General features: G+C 72.6%; 15 protein-coding genes. 11 read left to right on the top strand and 4 right to left on the bottom strand.

Going from position 1 to position 14955, the window contains the following annotated elements; translation table 11 throughout:
• The first annotated feature begins 364 nt into the window (after positions 1-364).
• The 4 genes from AC0680_RS01070 to AC0680_RS01055 all read left to right on the top strand — a co-directional run bounded on the left by AC0680_RS01070 (position 365) and on the right by AC0680_RS01055 (position 4134).
• The gene (locus AC0680_RS01070; RefSeq protein WP_478623788.1) at positions 365-1270 is read left to right on the top strand and encodes an SIS domain-containing protein; all 906 of its coding nucleotides are present in this window, start codon (positions 365-367) and stop codon (positions 1268-1270) included.
• 68 nt (positions 1271-1338) lie between these two features.
• Positions 1339-2220, top strand: a complete 882-nt coding sequence (locus AC0680_RS01065; protein WP_478623785.1) for a class II fructose-bisphosphate aldolase — start codon at positions 1339-1341, stop codon at positions 2218-2220.
• Between the two features lie 74 nt (positions 2221-2294).
• Complete coding sequence (locus AC0680_RS01060; RefSeq protein ID WP_478623782.1) at positions 2295-3098, top strand: DeoR/GlpR family DNA-binding transcription regulator; 804 nt, start codon at positions 2295-2297, stop codon at positions 3096-3098.
• Positions 3099-3819: 721 nt separating this feature from the next.
• Positions 3820-4134 (top strand): hypothetical protein, encoded by a 315-nt coding sequence (locus tag AC0680_RS01055; protein WP_478623779.1) that lies wholly within the window; start codon positions 3820-3822, stop codon positions 4132-4134.
• Positions 4135-4223: 89 nt separating this feature from the next.
• Here AC0680_RS01055 and AC0680_RS01050 read toward each other — a convergent pair whose 3' ends face one another.
• Entirely contained in the window at positions 4224-4841 is a 618-nt protein-coding gene (locus AC0680_RS01050; RefSeq protein WP_478623776.1) for a TetR/AcrR family transcriptional regulator, read from the bottom strand.
• 101 nt (positions 4842-4942) lie between these two features.
• Here AC0680_RS01050 and AC0680_RS01045 point away from each other — a divergent pair, with 101 nt between their 5' ends.
• Together AC0680_RS01045 and AC0680_RS01040 are read left to right on the top strand one after the other, a co-directional pair.
• Positions 4943-6943, top strand: coding sequence for an FUSC family protein (locus tag AC0680_RS01045; protein ID WP_478623773.1), 2001 nt, complete (start codon positions 4943-4945; stop codon positions 6941-6943).
• 193 nt (positions 6944-7136) lie between these two features.
• Complete coding sequence (locus AC0680_RS01040; protein WP_478623770.1) at positions 7137-7643, top strand: MarR family winged helix-turn-helix transcriptional regulator; 507 nt, start codon at positions 7137-7139, stop codon at positions 7641-7643.
• Positions 7644-7758: 115 nt separating this feature from the next.
• On the opposite strand, the gene AC0680_RS01035 is transcribed toward AC0680_RS01040, so the two are convergent.
• Complete coding sequence (locus AC0680_RS01035) at positions 7759-8919, bottom strand: WD40/YVTN/BNR-like repeat-containing protein (RefSeq protein WP_478623767.1); 1161 nt, start codon at positions 8917-8919, stop codon at positions 7759-7761.
• A gap of 328 nt (positions 8920-9247) precedes the next feature.
• On the opposite strand from AC0680_RS01035, the gene ssgD (AC0680_RS01030) reads away from it, so the two are divergent.
• Positions 9248-9673 carry a spore wall synthesis regulator SsgD gene (gene ssgD / locus AC0680_RS01030; RefSeq protein ID WP_478623764.1) on the top strand — a complete coding sequence of 142 codons (426 nt, stop codon included), beginning with the start codon at positions 9248-9250 and terminating at the stop codon, positions 9671-9673.
• Positions 9674-9720: 47 nt separating this feature from the next.
• On the opposite strand, the gene AC0680_RS01025 is transcribed toward ssgD (AC0680_RS01030), so the two are convergent.
• Positions 9721-10350 (bottom strand): TetR/AcrR family transcriptional regulator, encoded by a 630-nt coding sequence (locus AC0680_RS01025; RefSeq protein ID WP_478623761.1) that lies wholly within the window; start codon positions 10348-10350, stop codon positions 9721-9723.
• Positions 10351-10508: 158 nt separating this feature from the next.
• Between AC0680_RS01025 and AC0680_RS01020 the strand changes: the two genes are divergently transcribed.
• From AC0680_RS01020 to ssgD (AC0680_RS01010), 3 genes are all read left to right on the top strand, one after another.
• Positions 10509-11027, top strand: a complete 519-nt coding sequence (locus AC0680_RS01020) for a PH domain-containing protein (protein ID WP_478623759.1) — start codon at positions 10509-10511, stop codon at positions 11025-11027.
• Positions 11024-12628, top strand: coding sequence for a PH domain-containing protein (locus AC0680_RS01015; RefSeq protein ID WP_478623756.1), 1605 nt, complete (start codon positions 11024-11026; stop codon positions 12626-12628). Before AC0680_RS01020 ends, AC0680_RS01015 begins: the two co-directional genes overlap by 4 nt.
• Positions 12629-12763: 135 nt before the next feature.
• Positions 12764-13177: a spore wall synthesis regulator SsgD gene (gene ssgD, locus AC0680_RS01010; protein WP_478623753.1), complete on the top strand. Its 414-nt coding sequence runs from the start codon at positions 12764-12766 to the stop codon at positions 13175-13177.
• Positions 13178-13311: 134 nt separating this feature from the next.
• Here ssgD (AC0680_RS01010) and AC0680_RS01005 read toward each other — a convergent pair whose 3' ends face one another.
• A complete protein-coding gene (locus tag AC0680_RS01005) occupies positions 13312-14088 on the bottom strand; it encodes a polysaccharide deacetylase family protein (RefSeq protein WP_478623750.1) in 777 nt (258 codons plus the stop codon).
• 152 nt (positions 14089-14240) lie between these two features.
• On the opposite strand from AC0680_RS01005, the gene AC0680_RS01000 reads away from it, so the two are divergent.
• Entirely contained in the window at positions 14241-14948 is a 708-nt protein-coding gene (locus tag AC0680_RS01000; RefSeq protein WP_384432714.1) for a response regulator, read from the top strand.
• The last annotated feature ends 7 nt before the right edge of the window (positions 14949-14955 follow it).

Here is a 14955-nt window from a genome sequence, read left to right as displayed (position 1 = left end):
GAGCGGTCTACTGCACGACCGACCGATCTGCGTGAGCGCATGAGTGCAGGAGTGCTTGATTGATCTTGCGAATATCCAGCCTCTTTCACGCAGCTGTCAACAGCAAGCTGCTACCCCGCCGCGCGCCCGCCACCCCCACATCCACCGCTTTCACCCCTCCCCGCGCCTCTCCCAACACCCCTGAACGGCCCCCACCAGCACAGACCCATCACCCCTCCCTCTGGCGCATCCACCCATACGAGGGATGGATCCCGAGCAAGATTCTGCGTACAGTCGATTGCAACGAAGCTAAAAGTTGCAGTTTCACGCAGCATCGCAGCACAGGATGATCCAGATCCTTTTCACGCATCACGGGAGGGTGGCCATGAACGACACCTCGTACATGGAGCAGGAGCTGCACAGTCAGCCGGAGACCTGGCAGGAGGCCGCGCGGATCGGAGCGGCGGTGGCCACACTGCCCGCGGCCGGGCAGCGCGTCGCCGTGATCGGCTGCGGCACTTCATGGTTCATGGCGCAGTCGTACGCGGCGCTGCGCGAGGGGGCCGGGCTCGGCGTGACGGACCCCTTCGCCGCGTCGGAGGCGTTCCTCGGCGGCGACCGCGGCTATGACGCGGTGGTGGCGATCACCCGCTCGGGCACCACGACCGAGGTGCTGCGCGTGCTCGACGCGGTCAAGGGGCGCATCCCGACGGTGACGATCATCGGCGACCCCGAGACGCCGGCGACGGCGATCTCCGACGACACGGTCGCGCTGCCCTTCGCCGACGAGAAGTCGGTGGTGCAGACCCGCTTCGCGACGACGGCGCTCACCCTGCTGCGCGCCCACCTGGGTGAGGACGTCTCGCAGGCGGTGGCCGACGCCCGGGAAGCGTTGGCCGCGCCGCTGGACCAGGAGTGGGTGGACGCCGAGCAGTTCTCGTTCCTCGGCACCGGCTGGACCTTCGGCCTCGCCAATGAAGCAGCGCTCAAGATGCGGGAGGCATCGCAGAGTTGGACGGAGTCCTACCCCGCGATGGAGTACCGCCACGGTCCGATCGCGATAGCCGCCCCCGGCCGGGTGACCTGGCTGTTCGGCCGGGCGCCCGAAGGGCTGGAGGCCGATGTGGCGCGGACCGGTGCGCGCTTTGTGTGCCATGCCCGCGATCCGCTGGCCGATCTTGTGCTGGTTCAGCGGGTCGCGCTGGAACGGGCCCGAGCCCGCGGCCTGGACCCGGACAACCCGCGCAGCCTGACCCGTTCGGTGATGCTCGAGGCGCCGGCCGCCTCCTAGGACACGCCCCAGCCACCGCCTGTGCCCCGCACGCCAATCCACCCCGCACGCAAGGGAGTCAGCGCGCCATGCCCCTCGTTCCCACCTCATCCATCGTCGACGCCGCGCGTGAGGCCCAGGTCGGCGCGGCGGCCTTCAACGTCATCCATCTGGAAACCGCCGAGGCGCTGGTCACCGCCGCCGAGCACACCGGCACCCCACTGATCCTGCAGATCAGCGAGAACTGCATCCGCTACCACGGCAGTCTGCTGCCGATCACCCGCGCCACCCTCGCTCTCGCCGAGGACTCCAGCGCCGGGATCGCGGTACACCTCGACCACATCACCGATGCGGACCTGGTCCGCCAAGGCATCAGGGCCGGAGTGGGGTCGGTCATGGTGGACGCCTCCGCGCTCCCGTACGAGGAGAACGTCGCCACCACCGCTGAACTCACCGTCTGGTGCCACGAGCGGGGCGCCTATGTCGAGGCTGAGCTCGGCGAGGTCGGCGGCAAGGACGGTGTGCACGCACCGGGGGTGCGCACGAACCCTGACGAGGCCCTGGCCTTCGTCCGTGCCACCGGTGTCGATGCCCTCGCTGTGGCCGTCGGCTCGTCGCATGCCATGCACGAGCGCACGGCCGTGCTGGACAAGGACCTCATCAGGGCGCTGCACGCCGCCCTGCCGGTGCCGTTGGTGCTCCATGGCTCTTCCGGAGTGCCGGACGAGGAGCTGCGCCGAGCCATCGCCGCCGGAATGACGAAGATCAATATCTCCACTCATCTGGTCTCCGTCTTCACCCACTCGATACGCCGGACGCTGGGCGCGGATCCGTCACTGGTCGACTCCCGGAAGTATGTGAAGCCGGCCCGCGAGGCTGTGGCCGAGGAAGCCGCGAGGCTGCTGGGCGTGCTGGGCACTCCGACGACGGTTCCGGTCCAGTACGCGGCCCAGGCACCGGCTCGGGGGTGAGCGGGCGGCCGCCCCAGGACGGGGGTGCGCACTGGGCGTCACGGTGGCCGAGGGAAACGAATTAGGCTCGCGCTATGAAGCGCCATGAACGGATGAACGCACTGCTCGAGCTGCTCGGGGACCGGGGTCGGGTAGACGTGGAGGAGGCGGCGACCGCTCTGGAGGTCTCGGCAGCCACGATGCGGCGCGACATGGACGCCCTCGCCGAGCAGCAGTTGCTGACCCGCACACGGGGCGGGGCGGTGCTCAGTTCGGTGGCGTACGACCTGCCGATCCGCTACAAGCACGCGCACCGGTCGGAGGAGAAGGAGGCGGTGGCGAAGGCCGCGGCCAAGCTGGTCGAGCGGGGGGATGTGGTCGGTCTGAGCGGTGGCACGACGACCACGGCGATCGCCCGGGTGCTGGCCACCCGTCCGGACTTCGCCGAGGCGGGGCCGCAGCCGCATCTGACCATCGTCACCAACTCCCTCAACATCGCCAACGAGCTGGCCGTGCGGCCGCAAATCAAGATCGTGCTCACGGGCGGGGTGGCGCACTCGCGGTCGTTCGAACTCGTCGGCCCGTTCAGCGAATTGGTACTGCAGCAGATCTCGATCGACATCGCGTTCATCGGGGCGAATGGGATGGACCCGCTGATGGGGGCCACGGTGCACGATGAGGCGGAGGCCCGCGTCAACCGCCTGATGGCCGAACGTGCCCGGCGTGCCGTCGTCGTCGCGGACTCGTCGAAGATCGGCGAGCGCTGCTTCGCACGGGTCGGCGATGCGGATGTCTTCGACACCTTCATCACCGACGGCGGCGCGAAGGAGGCAACCCGTCGCGAGTTCGCCGACCGGGGGCTGAGGGTGGTGACGGCACGTCCGTCTCCCGGCGAGTGAGGGTTCCGGGCCCGGTCCGCCCTCTCCGTCCACCACTCGCCACTCACCGCTCGCCACTCACCGTTCACCGTTCACCGCTCGCCACTCGCCACTCACCGCTCACCGCTCACCGCTCACCGCTCACCGCTCGCCGCTCGCCACTCGCCGCTCACCGCTCACCGCTCGCCGCTCACCGCTCACCGCTCACCGCTCGCCGCTCGCCGCTCGCCGCTCGCCGGAGCATGCGGGTTCGGTCCGGTCCCCCCTCGCTACGCCGCGTCCTTGTAGTAGCGGGGTGGCGATGCCGCGCCATTGCCTGAGGAGGTCGACGCGCCGCTCGACGGTGTCGCTCACCTTGTAGACCTCGGGTCGACGGCAGGCGCCCGGCTCGGCCGGTCGGCTCCGGGGCTTGGGCCTCGTTGGCAGACTCCGCGGCCCGGCCCGGCCCGGCCCGGCCCGGACACGGAGACGAGTGGCGGTCGCGGTGGCGGTGGCGGTGGCGGACGGTGACGGCACCCCGGCAGGGTGCGATCGGGCGCCCAGCCGTTTGCCCCGTTTCCCCGCGTTTCGCTACCGTCCCACCCGGTATCGAAAAGGTCGCTCTTGTGTCGCACTTGTGTCCCCGCGTGGCACCCGGGGCTGATTTTGCGGTGCGGGTGTGGACAATGGGGAATGAACGTGCGAAGCCAGAACGGGTTTCGCAGGGGGAGTCTGAGTCTGAGTTTCTCTCGGGGGAGATGACGTGCGGAAGTTTCTGGCCATAGCGCTGGCAGCAGTGGCATGCAGCGCCTCACTGACACTGACCACCGCCGCGGAAGCGGCAGCCGCCGGCCATCCGCCGCGGTGCGTCAAGGTGCGCAAGTACTTCGACAAAGGCGGTCAGCGGTACGTACGCCTGGCGAACCTGTGCGCCCTGCGCACCTCGTGCTTCACCGTCGTCATCCCGCACCACAAGGACCCGCGCGGCCGCCTCTCCGGGGGTACGACGAAGGACGTCCGCTACGGCAAGACGGCGACGACGCCGCGGGCGCTGTACGTGAAGAACGTCTCCTGCTGAACGGCCTCACCGCCGTGCGACGGCCGAGCCCGGGGGCCTGAGAGCGCGCCGCCGCGGCTCGGGCCGTTGCTCCTCGCCCGGCCGGCTGATCATTCGCGTACGGCGATGCCGTCCAGGACCATCGACAGGTACTGCCGGGCGATCTCCTCGGGGCTGTGCAGACCGCCCGGCCGGTACCAGGAGGCGGCCACCCAGACGGTGTCGCGGACGAACCGGTACGTCAGCCGGATGTCGAGGTCGGCGCGGAAGACCCCGTCGGCCACTCCCCGCTCCAAGGTGCCCAGCCAGGCCTTTTCGAACTTCTGCTGGGAGTCGGCGAGGTAGCCGAAACGGGGCTGACCGGCGAGGTGCTTGGCCTCCTTCTGGTAGATCGCGACGGCCGCGCGGTGCCGGTCGATCTCCCTGAAGGACTCGGTGACCAGCGCCTCGATCGTCTCCCGCGGCCCGAGCCGCGCGGCGAGCACCGCGTCGTAGCCGTCCCACAGCTCCTCCAGGAACGTGGAAAGGATCTCGTCCAGCATCGACTCCTTGGAGTCGAAGTGGTAGTAGAGGCTGCCCGCGAGCATCCCGGCCTCGTCCGCGATCCGGCGGACGGTGGTGGCGTTGTAGCCCTGCGCGGCGAAGACCTCGGCCGCGGTGTCGAGCAGTTCGCGGCGGCGCTCCGGTGACGCGTTCGCGGTGGTCGTCTTCTTCTTGGCGGCTGGCACCCGCACATTGTCGCTCTCCGCCGGGCGGTGTCCGCTCCCGGGCGGGGCGGTGCGAAACCACGAAACACTTCACGAGTAAAACACCTGCTAATCTTCCTTCCATGGGGAAGCATGCCAGGCCCGCCGGGAAGCGTGGGAGGACAGGGAGCGTCGAGCCGACGGGCGTGGTGCGCACCCGGCCGTTGCCGATCAAGAGCACCGTGCGGCTGCGCCGCCCCGCCGACATCTGGCACAAGCCGGCGCTCAGCGCTGTCGCCGCCCTGGCGATCCCCGACCTCACGCTCCTCGTGCTGGGCCGGCTGGATCTGATCCTCTACACCTCGGCCGGGGCGATGTGCGCCCTGTACGCGCACGGTCTGCCGTACGCCGCTCGCGCCCGCACGCTGTCGTGGGTCGTGCTCGGCATGGTCACGAGCCTGGGTGTGGCACTGACCGCGGCCTCGCTGATCTCCTCGGCCGCGCTGCTCGTCGTACTCGCCTCGCTGCTCGCCGCGGTCCACAAGATGGTCTGCGACGCGACGCGCATCGGCCCACCGGGGAACCTCATCCCGACCTTCGTCGCCGCGTCGGCGTTCTTCGTTCCGCAGCGCCTGGGGCAGGTCCCCTGGCACCTGGCGCTGGCGCTCGGCGCCGGCGTGCTCGCCTGGCTGGTGTGCATGGCGCCGGCGCTGGTCCGTCCGCAGGGTCCGGAGCGGATCGCGACCGCCCGTGCGCTGGAGGCCGCCGCCGGTCTGCTGCGTACGAAGCCGGGTTCGGGCGGCGCGGCGGCGGCCCAGTCGGCGCACGCCCGGCATGCGGCCGCGACCGCCGTGCACGCGGCCTGGCACACGTTGTTCCTGGTTCCGGCGGCCCGCACCCCGAAGAAGGCGGCGGCGCGGACCGGGCTCGAACGGATGCTGGTGCGGGCGGAGGCGGTACTGGCGGATTCGGGTGACCGGGAGCCCGGAGGCACCGAAGCCCGAGCCGGAGCCCGACCGGGGGCCCGACCTGGAACCCAGGCCGAGGCCCGATCCATAACCCGAGCCCAAGCCGAGGCCCGAGCAGAAGCCCAAACTCACGCCCAAGCCGCCGTCCTCGCCGCCTGGGCCCGTGACCTCCGGCGCGGGCGCCCGCTCCCCCCTGTTCCGCTCTCGGTGGCACAGGCCGGGGAAGGGATCGGCGTCCCCGTCGAGGCGCGGGGCGGCACCCGGCCCGGGGAACCCATGGCGGGCGCCGTCGCCGAAGCGGTGGGCCCGCGGCGGCCCGCCCCCGATCATCCGCGTGGGCTGCGTGCGGTGGCCTCCCGGCTGGCGCCGGGTTCACCGCTGCTGCCCATAGGAGTACGGGTCGCCGCCGGGTGTGTACTGGCGGGCTGGGCCTCGATGGCGGTCGGTGTCGGGCACCCGTACTGGGCCGTGGTGACCGCCGCCTCGATCTACCAGGCCAACACCACCCTCTCCTGGCAGCGCGCGCTGCAGCGCACCCTGGGCAATCTGCTCGGTCTGCTGCTGTTCACCGCGCTGCTGCCGGTGATCCGCACCGGGCCGCTCGCGATGGTCGCCCTGGCGCTGGCCTGCCAGCTCGGGGCGGAGGCCTGCATCAGCCGCAATTACTGGCTGGGCTCCGTGTGGGTCACGCCGATGGCGCTGCTGCTGACGGAGTTCGGCGGTCATCGGCCGGCGGCGACGCTGATCACGGACCGCTGGATCGACACCGTGGTGGGCGCGACGGTGGGCCTGGCGTGCTGTGTCGTGGTCACCAACCGGCGGGCGGCGGACCGTGTCGAGGGTGCGCTGGAGCGGCTGGCGGAGGCGGAGGCCGCCGTCCTCCGGCTGCTCACGGCGGGACCGACGCCCGAGGGCGACGAGACCCGGGAGGTCTGCTGGGCGCGCGACCGGCTGGCCGGTTGCCTGGTCGAGCTCCGTGAGGCCGCGGAGGCGGCGGCCGGCGAGTGGTGGCAGCGCGCCGTCCCGCAGGAGCGGATCGCCGGTGCCGAGCAGCGAGGGCACCGCGCGCTGGCCGGAGTCGTCCGGCGGCTCGGGGCCTCTCCGGTGGCTCTTGGGGCCTGTTCGGTGGGCCGGGGGCGGCCGACGGGTGCCGCGGCGCCGTCACCGGCCGCCTGACCCGTACGCCCGCCCGCGCGGCGGACGGCGCCGTGCGGCAGGCACAATGAGGTCCTGTCCGGGTGATCAGCAGCGGACCGGGTGACCAGCAGCGGACGGGCCGCGCCGGACGCCGCGGTCCCGGACCTGACCCCGGCGCCGACCGCTCGGAGGGGACCGAGTGGCGGACGGCCTGGCCGAGAGGAGAGTGCGGGTGACCGAGGACATCGTCGCAGGGGTGCTGCGCCAGTGGCAGCAGGTGCACCCGGGGCTGGACACCGGCCCGATGGCGGTGATCGGGCGGCTCAACCGCTGTTCCGCCCTGCTGCAGCAGGCGGCCGACGCACCGCTGCGGCGGGCCGGGCTGACCCGGCCGGAGTTCGACATCCTCGGCACCCTGCGCCGGATGGACCGCGAGCTGACCCCTGGGCGGGTCGCCCGCGAGACCTTCGCCTCCGGTGCGGCGGTGACCAAGCGCGTACGGCAGCTGGAGGAGCGGGGGCTGATCGCCCGTCGGCCGGACGACCGGGACCGCCGCGTGGCGCACCTCTCGCTCACCGACGAGGGCCGCGAGACCATCGACCGGCTGCTGCCGGAGCAGCTGCGGTACGAGGCGGCGCTGCTCGACGGCATCGGTGATCAGCGGCAGGAGGAACTCTCCGAGGCGCTGGGTGAGTTGCTGGTCGTGCTGGAGGGACGGCTCGGCAGTCTCTTGGAGTGACCGCGAGTCCCGTGGAGCGCGGTGACGGCGCGGGGAGGACGCCCCTGGGCGCTCCGGCCCGCCGCTCCGAGCGGCTCCCGCCCGCCGCCTCGGCCCACCGCCCCGCCCGTACCGCTCACCAGCCCAGTCGTGCGACCCGGCCCCGCTCCCCCGCTGCCCAACATCCCAGGTCGGGGGCGCAGTCGACGGTGTCGTACGAGCCCTGGTCGAACGGGTGCCAGGTGCGGCCGCCGTCGAGTGTGAGATCACTGCCGGACGGGCCGACCGCCAGGGCCAGGCGCCGGGAGTGCGGGAGCCAGGCGGCGCCGGAGCGGTAGGCCTCGGGGGGTTCGGCGGAGGCCGTCCAGGTGGCGCCGGCGTCGGCGCTGACCGCGGCGGCGCGGGGCGAGGGCTGGTCGGGGCGGTAGTCCCCGCCGACCGCGAGGCCGTGTGCCCGGTCGCGGAAGGCGAGGGCGAAGACACCGCGTGCCGGATCACCCGCGGGGAGGGGAGCGTCGGCGACCAACCAGGTCCGCCCGCGGTCGGCGGTGTGCAGCACGCGGGCGGTGGTGGCGCCGCCGGTCGCGATCCAGGCGTCGTGGCTGCCGGCGGAGACCAGGCACTGGCCACTGGCGGCGAACGCGGCCTCGCCGTGCTGCGCCGGGGGCATCCCGTCCGACGGCAGTACGCGCCAACTGCGGCCGCCGTCCCCGGTGGACAGGATGCGGTACCTGCCGTCCACGGGGTCGCTGAGCGCGATGCCGTGCCGCTGGTCGAAGAAGGTCAGGCAGTCGTAGAAGGCGCGGGGGTCGGTGTTGCGGAAGCTTTCGCGCCAGGTGGCGCCGGCGTCGTCGGTGCGCAGGACGCGCGAGGCCTCGCCCTCGCCGATGGCGAGGACGACCGCGCGGCGTCCGTCGAACGCCTCGACGTCGCGGAACTCCAGCGCGCCGGCACCGGGCGGGGAGACGTCGCTCCAGTGCTTGCCGCCGTCGTGGGTGCGCAGCACGGTGCCGCCCGTACCGGCGACCCAGGCGGTGCTGCGGCTGACGGCCGCCAGGCCTCGGAAGCGGGCGGTGCTGCCGCTGTCCTCGATGTGCCAGCCGGCGCCGGCGAGCGGGGTGGTGCGCACGGCCGCCGTCGGCTCATGGGTGCCGGCGGCGGCCACGGCCGAGGGGCCGGGCGCGGCGGCGACCACGCCCGTCACCGCCAGCGCCGCTGCCGCCGTCCGGCGCGCCACCCGCCGCCCGAGCAAAGCCCCGCTCCGCACCCTGCCGAAGAACGACCCGCTGTGCACCATGCGCCGCATTCGCCCCACCCCGCTCGTGTTGTCCGCTGGAAGCTAGCCCAGCGCGGCGGCTCCGTCCAGGCCACCGGGCGGCCGCCGAGGGCGAGTTCATGATGTCCGTCCGAAAACTGACGTACCGTCATGTCGCCGCATCGTGCACGGGGGCCTTGGATCCCCGGACAGCAAAGAGGGCATATGGCGGCGCATGGGGATACATTCCTCCGCCTCGTGATGCAGGTCACGCAGGAATCCATGGGATTCCAATGCACCCGTGGCAATGGCCTTGCCGTCCTAGTGGTTGTACACCCAGGGATCCGCACCAATTGCAAGGGAGCCGGCGATGTCCAGCGTCATCGACCAAGCCGTTTCGGCCCGTCTCATCGCGACCACTCCCCGGTCGCGGGTGATTCCGGCGAACCTGCGTTACGAACGCGCCGATCCGTTCGCGGTGCGCCTGGTCTTTCCGCCCGTCGCGTCACTGGACGGCGCGGAGGTGGTCTGGACGTTCGGCCGGGAGCTGCTGGAGGAGGGGCTGTACAGGTCGGCCGGCGCGGGCGATGTGCAGATCTGGCCGAGCAACCCCGACGGTGAGCACGACGTCGTCGTGGTGGAGCTGCACACCACGGGCGGAATGGCGGTGGTCCAGTTCGACGCGCCGGATCTGCGCGGCTTCCTGACCCGGTCGTACGAGGTCGTCCCGAAGGGCGACGAGGCGCGGCATCTGGATGTCGAGGCCGATCTGGACGCCCTGTTGCGCGAGGCGTAAACCCCCGGCCACCCGGGCCGCCCCCCTGACGCCGACTCACCCCCGGCTCACCGCGGCGCCGGCGCCCGCCCCTCGGCGGCGTCCCCGAAGAGGTTCGCCAGGTGCAGGTCCAGCAGCCGTACCGCGGCCTGCGGCTCGTGCACTTCGAGCAGGACGTAGCTGGCGAGCCCGTCGGCGACGCTGATCAGCAGCATCGCCTGGTCCTCGGTCGCGCGCTCCGGCGGCAGCTCCCCGCGTTCCGCGGCGCGCCGGAGCTGGTCGGCGAGGAAGGCGCCGAGCTGGGGAATGCCGTTGCGGGCCTCGGCGCGCAGGGTGGCGTCGTGGACGGCGCGGGCGTAGTAGGCGGCGCCGACGAGCACGCCGATGCGACTGTTGTCGTCCAGCGGCAGCATGCCCGTCAGGCAGGCGCGCAGGACCTCGCGCGGCGCCGGCTCCTCGGCGAGCGCCTCGATCCTGGCGCGGATGCGGTCGGCGGCGAGCTGGTTGATGTGCCGGAGGGCGAAGATCAGCATCTCGTCCTTGGTGCGGAAGTAGTGCTGGAGCCGGCCGAGCGAGATGCCGGCCTCCGCGGCGACGTCGCGCAGGCTCGCGGCGTCCAGTCCGCGGCTGCCGGTGATCCGCCAGAGCGCCTCGGAGATCTCCCGCCGTCTGGCTTCGTGGTCCACCTTCTTGGGCACGGACGAGCCCTTCCTTCTCACACCGCGCGCCCTTCGGGGGGCGCCGTTCTTCCCGTATGACTCCGGCTGCCGCGACCCCTGCCGGTTTTTACAAGTCGCTTGTACCGTTATAACGTACCGCTACTCAATACGCTTGACTTGGAAACCGGTGACACCTGATGCCCGAGCACGCCACCCCGCTCCTGCGCCCGCCCCGCCACCGTGTCGATCCCCGGGCCCGCAACTGGTGGACCCTCCAGGCCCTGCTGACGCTCAGCGGCCCGATGCTGCTCACCGCGCTCGTCATGGCGGTGCTGTCCCTGCTGTTCTTCCCCGGCGCGCTGCCCTGGCTGGGGCCGCTGCTACTGGTGGTGCTGGTCCTGCCGGCCGTCGGCTATCTCGTGGTGATGCCGCGCTGGCGGTATGCGGTACACGCCTGGGAGCTGGGCGGCCGCGCGGTCTACGCCGCGGGCGGCTGGTTCTGGCAGAAGCGGCGGATCGCGCCACTGTCGCGGGTGCAGACGGTGGACACGGTGCGCGGTCCGCTCCAGCGGCGGTACGGACTGGCGACGGTGACCGTCACCACCGCCTCGACCGCCGGCGACATCAAGATCGCGGGACTGTCCGACGCCGACGCCGAGGAGCTGTCCCGGCTGATCGGCGAGGCCGCGCAGGCCGTGCCGGGTGATGCCGCATGAGCGCCCCGCTGCCTCCCGAGGTGCCCGGCGTGCCCGACGGGTACCGCGACGCCCGCACCGCACCCGGCGCCGCCCCGTCCACCGCCCCCACGTGGCGGCGGCTGGATCCGCGCACCCTGCTGGTGCACTGCGGCTGGATGGGAGCGCCGCTGGCCTCCCTGGCGCTGACCGCGCTGGCCACCGGGGGCCGGATCGGCACCAAGGCCTGGATCACCCTCGCCGCCATCGCCGCCTCGTTCGCCGTCGTCACCACGGCGGGCCTGATCCGCTGGGCGCGTACCGACTTCCGGGTCACCGCCGACACCCTCGACGTACGGACCGGGCTGCTGAACCGGCGGCTGCGCAGTGTGCCGCTGCACCGCATCCGCACCGTCGATCTGACGGCGACGCCGCTGCACCGGCTGCTGGGCGTCACCGTGCTGCGGGCCGGCACGGCGGGCTCGGGGAACGGAGGCGGCGAGCTGTCGCTGGAGGCGCTCACGACCCGGGAAGCCGACCGGCTGCGCGCGGAGTTGCTCGCCCGCGCCGACACCGAGGGGGCCGCGCAGGATCCGGTACTGGCCCGCATCAACTGGCGCTGGCTGCGCTACGCACCGCTCACCTTCTGGGTCGTCGGCGGGGTGTTCGTGGTGGCCGGATCGGTCTACCGGGTGCTGGACGGCATGGGCGTCGAGCCGTGGAAGATCGGATTCGTCCGGCAGGCGTTCGTCGACTTCGGCGCGAGCGCGCTCTGGCTGACGATCCCGGCGGCGCTGCTGGCCGTCCTCGCCCTCGGCTCGCTCGGCGCGATCGCCCTGTACGTCGAGAACTGGTGGAGCTACCGCCTGGAGTGGACCGACGCCCGCACCCTGCGGGTCCGCCGCGGGCTGTTCACCACCCGCTCGGTCACCATCGAACGGGCCCGGCTGCGCGGCGTGGTGCTGCGCGAGCCCCTGCTGCTGCGGGCCGGCGGCGGCGCGCTGGTGCGCGCGGTGGCCGGCGGGCTGGGCAACCGCGAGGAGAACCGCAAGCGCAGCGGGCTGCTGCCGCCGGCGCCCCGCGCGCAGGCGCTGCGGGTGGCGGGCGGGGCGCTCGGCGCACCGTTCCCCGGCAGCCGCGCAACGGCACCGCTGGCGCCGCATCCGCGCGCCGCCCTGCGCCGACGCCGGGTGCGCGGCCTGCTGTTCGTGGTGCTGCCCGGTACCGCGGTCCTCGCGGGTCTGGGCGCGGCGTTCACGCCCGTACTGCTGCACTGCGCGTGGATCCACGCGGTGCTCGGCACGCCGCTGACGCTGTGGCTGGCCGGGGACGCGTACCGCAGCCTGGGGCACGCCGTCGAGGGCCGGTACCTGGTCGGGCGCTCGGGGACCTTCAGCCGCGACACCTTCGCCCTCCAGCGCGCGGGGGTCGCCGCCTGGACGTTCTCCACCTCGCCGTTCACCCGCCGGTCGGGCCTGGTCACGCTCACCGCGGCGGTCGCGGCGGGTGAGGACGGCTACCGCATCCGGGACCTCGCGGCCGACGACGCTCCGGCGTTCGCCGCGGCGGCGGCCCCGGGCATCCTGGACGAGTTCCTGGTCCGGTCCGGGGAGCGGCACCAGGCCCGGGGGCAACTGCCGTAGTGGGCCAGGGCAGTAGACCGGCACACCCCAAACGTGACGCACCTCACACGCCCTTCGCGTGCACGGCGGGAGTGGGCACGGCGTCCTACTGGACGAGCCATCGCCCATGACCGACAGCCGTGAGGGAGCAGCGCGATGAACACCGTCATCGACCACGCCGTCCAGGTCCGCCTCATCGCCACCACCCCCGGCACGTACGCGGTCCCCGCCGTGCTGCGCTACCACCCCGCCGACCCGCTGGCGGTGCGGATGTCCTTCCCGCCGGAGATCTCGCTGGACGGCTCCGCGGTGGACTGGACGTTCGCCCGCGAACTGCTGGACGAGGGGCTGCGGACACCGGCCGGGCGGGGCGATGTCCGGGTGCGGCCGTGCGGCCCGGACCGCACGGTGATGGAGTTCCACGCCGACGAGGGCATCGCGATGGTCCAGTTGAGGACCTCGGAGGTGCGGCGGTTCCTCGCCCGGTCCTACGCGGCCGTGCCCGCCGGCGGCGAGTCGCCGTACCTGGGTCTGGAGCGCGGACTTGCGGAGCTGTTCGGCGCGGCCTGACGCGCGGGCCCGCTCGGCACGCGTCGGAACGCCGTGCGGGCCGCCGCCCCGGGTACCCGGGAGTGCGACGGCCCGCACGGCGTTCCGGCCAGGGCCCGACCCATCGGACCGGACCTCGGACGGGCCAAGGCTCCCTACCGCTCCGGGAATCCGAACCCGTAACCCTGCAGCTTCATCCACGGCAGCAGCCGCTCCAAAGACTCCACGGTCCGGGCGCGGTTGCCGCCGCCGTCGTGGAAGAGGACCGTCGGCCCGTTGGTGAGTTCCCCGCGCACCGTCGCCTCGATCGACTCGACGCTGCCGCCCTCGAAGTCCTTGCTGTCGACGTTCCAGCCCAGCGGGCGCATGCCGTGGTCGGCGGCGAGCTGCCGGCTGTAGGGGGTGAAGGCGCCGCCGGGGGCGCGGTAGTACTCCACCTTCGCGCCACCCGCCGCGTCCTCGATCATCTTCTGCGCGTCGAGGATCTGCTGGGACTGGTAGCCCTGCGGCTGGTGGTCCATGCCGGTGTTGTGGCTGGTGGTGTGGTCGCAGAGCTTGTGCCCGGCGGCCACCACCTGCTTGACCAGGTCCGGGTGGGCCTCGGCCTGCGGGCCGATCATGCAGAAGACCGCCTTGACGTCGTGCCGCTTGAGCACCTCCAGGACCTTCGGGGTCCAGACCGGGTCCGGTCCGTCGTCGATGGTGATGTTCAGGCTGCGGCCGGGGCGGTCCGAGGCATGGGCGATGGACGGGTCGACGGGCGCGATCTTCGGCGCCCGCTCGGGCCGCTGCTGGGCGGAGCCGGGGCTGTCCGCCTCGGCCTCGGAGGCCTGCGGCTGGGCGAAGGCCAGCGCCCCCGCCACCGCCAGCGACACCACTGCCGCCGCGGCCACTCCGATGATCCCGCCCTCGATTCCGAAGCGCCGTGCCATGCCGATCCCGTCCCCTCACGCCGTGCTGGTGTCCATAGCGGACGCGGTGGGCGATGCCGGTGCCCGCCGCCTTCCACCACGACAGAGGGGCCCGGGACCGGGCAGGCTGCTCCTGTTACGGATCCATCATGAAACTGATTGATACTCGACCCATGCCACGTGTACTTCTGATCGAGGACGACGCCGCCGTACGCGACGGAGTGACCCTCGCGCTACGGCGGCGCGGCCATGAAGTGGCGGCCGCGGCCAGCGGCGAGGCGGGCCTGGCGACCCTGCCGGCCTTCCGTCCCGACATCGTGCTGCTGGATCTGATGCTCCCGGGGAAGGACGGCTTCGAGGTCTGCCGGCTGATCCGGGCCGAACGGCAGCTGCCGATCATCATGCTCACGGCGCGTGGCGACGATCTGGACGTGGTGCTCGGGCTGGAGGCCGGGGCCGACGACTACATCGTCAAGCCGGCCCGCGGCGAGGTCCTCGAAGCCCGCATCCGTGCCGTGCTGCGCCGCACCGCGCTGCCCGCGGACGGTGCTCCGGCCGCCGCGGAGCCGGGCCCCGCCCCCGTGGAGACCTACGGCGAACTGGCCATCGACCGGGCCGGTCTGGTCGTCGCCAAGGGCGGCCAGGACCTGGCCCTGGCGCCTTCGGAGATGAAGCTGCTGCTGTTCCTGTCCGCCACCCCCGGGCAGGTCTTCAGCCGCCAGCAGCTGCTGGAGCATGTGTGGGAGCACAGCTACCACGGCGACGCGCGACTGGTCGACGCCTGCGTGATGCGGCTGCGGACGAAGATAGAGGACACCCCGCGCAGCCCCCGCTACGTCCAGACCGTGCGCGGCTTCGGCTACCGCTTCGGGCCCCTGTGAACCGCCT

This window comes from Streptomyces sp. NPDC043738 (assembly GCF_056436545.1).
Note: the sequence above shows the minus strand (reverse complement) of the source record. Positions and strands in the feature narration are given on the sequence as shown.

Coding starts and splice junctions, on each gene's coding strand:
- AC0680_RS01065 (WP_478623785.1), top strand. CDS start 1,339: ATGCCCCTCGTTCCCACCTCATCCATCGTCGACGCCGCGCGTGAGGCC.
- AC0680_RS01020 (WP_478623759.1), top strand. CDS start 10,509: ATGCCCGAGCACGCCACCCCGCTCCTGCGCCCGCCCCGCCACCGTGTC.
- AC0680_RS01070 (WP_478623788.1), top strand. CDS start 365: ATGAACGACACCTCGTACATGGAGCAGGAGCTGCACAGTCAGCCGGAG.
- AC0680_RS01015 (WP_478623756.1), top strand. CDS start 11,024: ATGAGCGCCCCGCTGCCTCCCGAGGTGCCCGGCGTGCCCGACGGGTAC.
- AC0680_RS01035 (WP_478623767.1), bottom strand. CDS start 8,919: ATGGTGCACAGCGGGTCGTTCTTCGGCAGGGTGCGGAGCGGGGCTTTG.
- ssgD (WP_478623753.1), top strand. CDS start 12,764: ATGAACACCGTCATCGACCACGCCGTCCAGGTCCGCCTCATCGCCACC.
- ssgD (WP_478623764.1), top strand. CDS start 9,248: ATGTCCAGCGTCATCGACCAAGCCGTTTCGGCCCGTCTCATCGCGACC.
- AC0680_RS01000 (WP_384432714.1), top strand. CDS start 14,241: ATGCCACGTGTACTTCTGATCGAGGACGACGCCGCCGTACGCGACGGA.
- AC0680_RS01005 (WP_478623750.1), bottom strand. CDS start 14,088: ATGGCACGGCGCTTCGGAATCGAGGGCGGGATCATCGGAGTGGCCGCG.
- AC0680_RS01045 (WP_478623773.1), top strand. CDS start 4,943: ATGGGGAAGCATGCCAGGCCCGCCGGGAAGCGTGGGAGGACAGGGAGC.
- AC0680_RS01060 (WP_478623782.1), top strand. CDS start 2,295: ATGAAGCGCCATGAACGGATGAACGCACTGCTCGAGCTGCTCGGGGAC.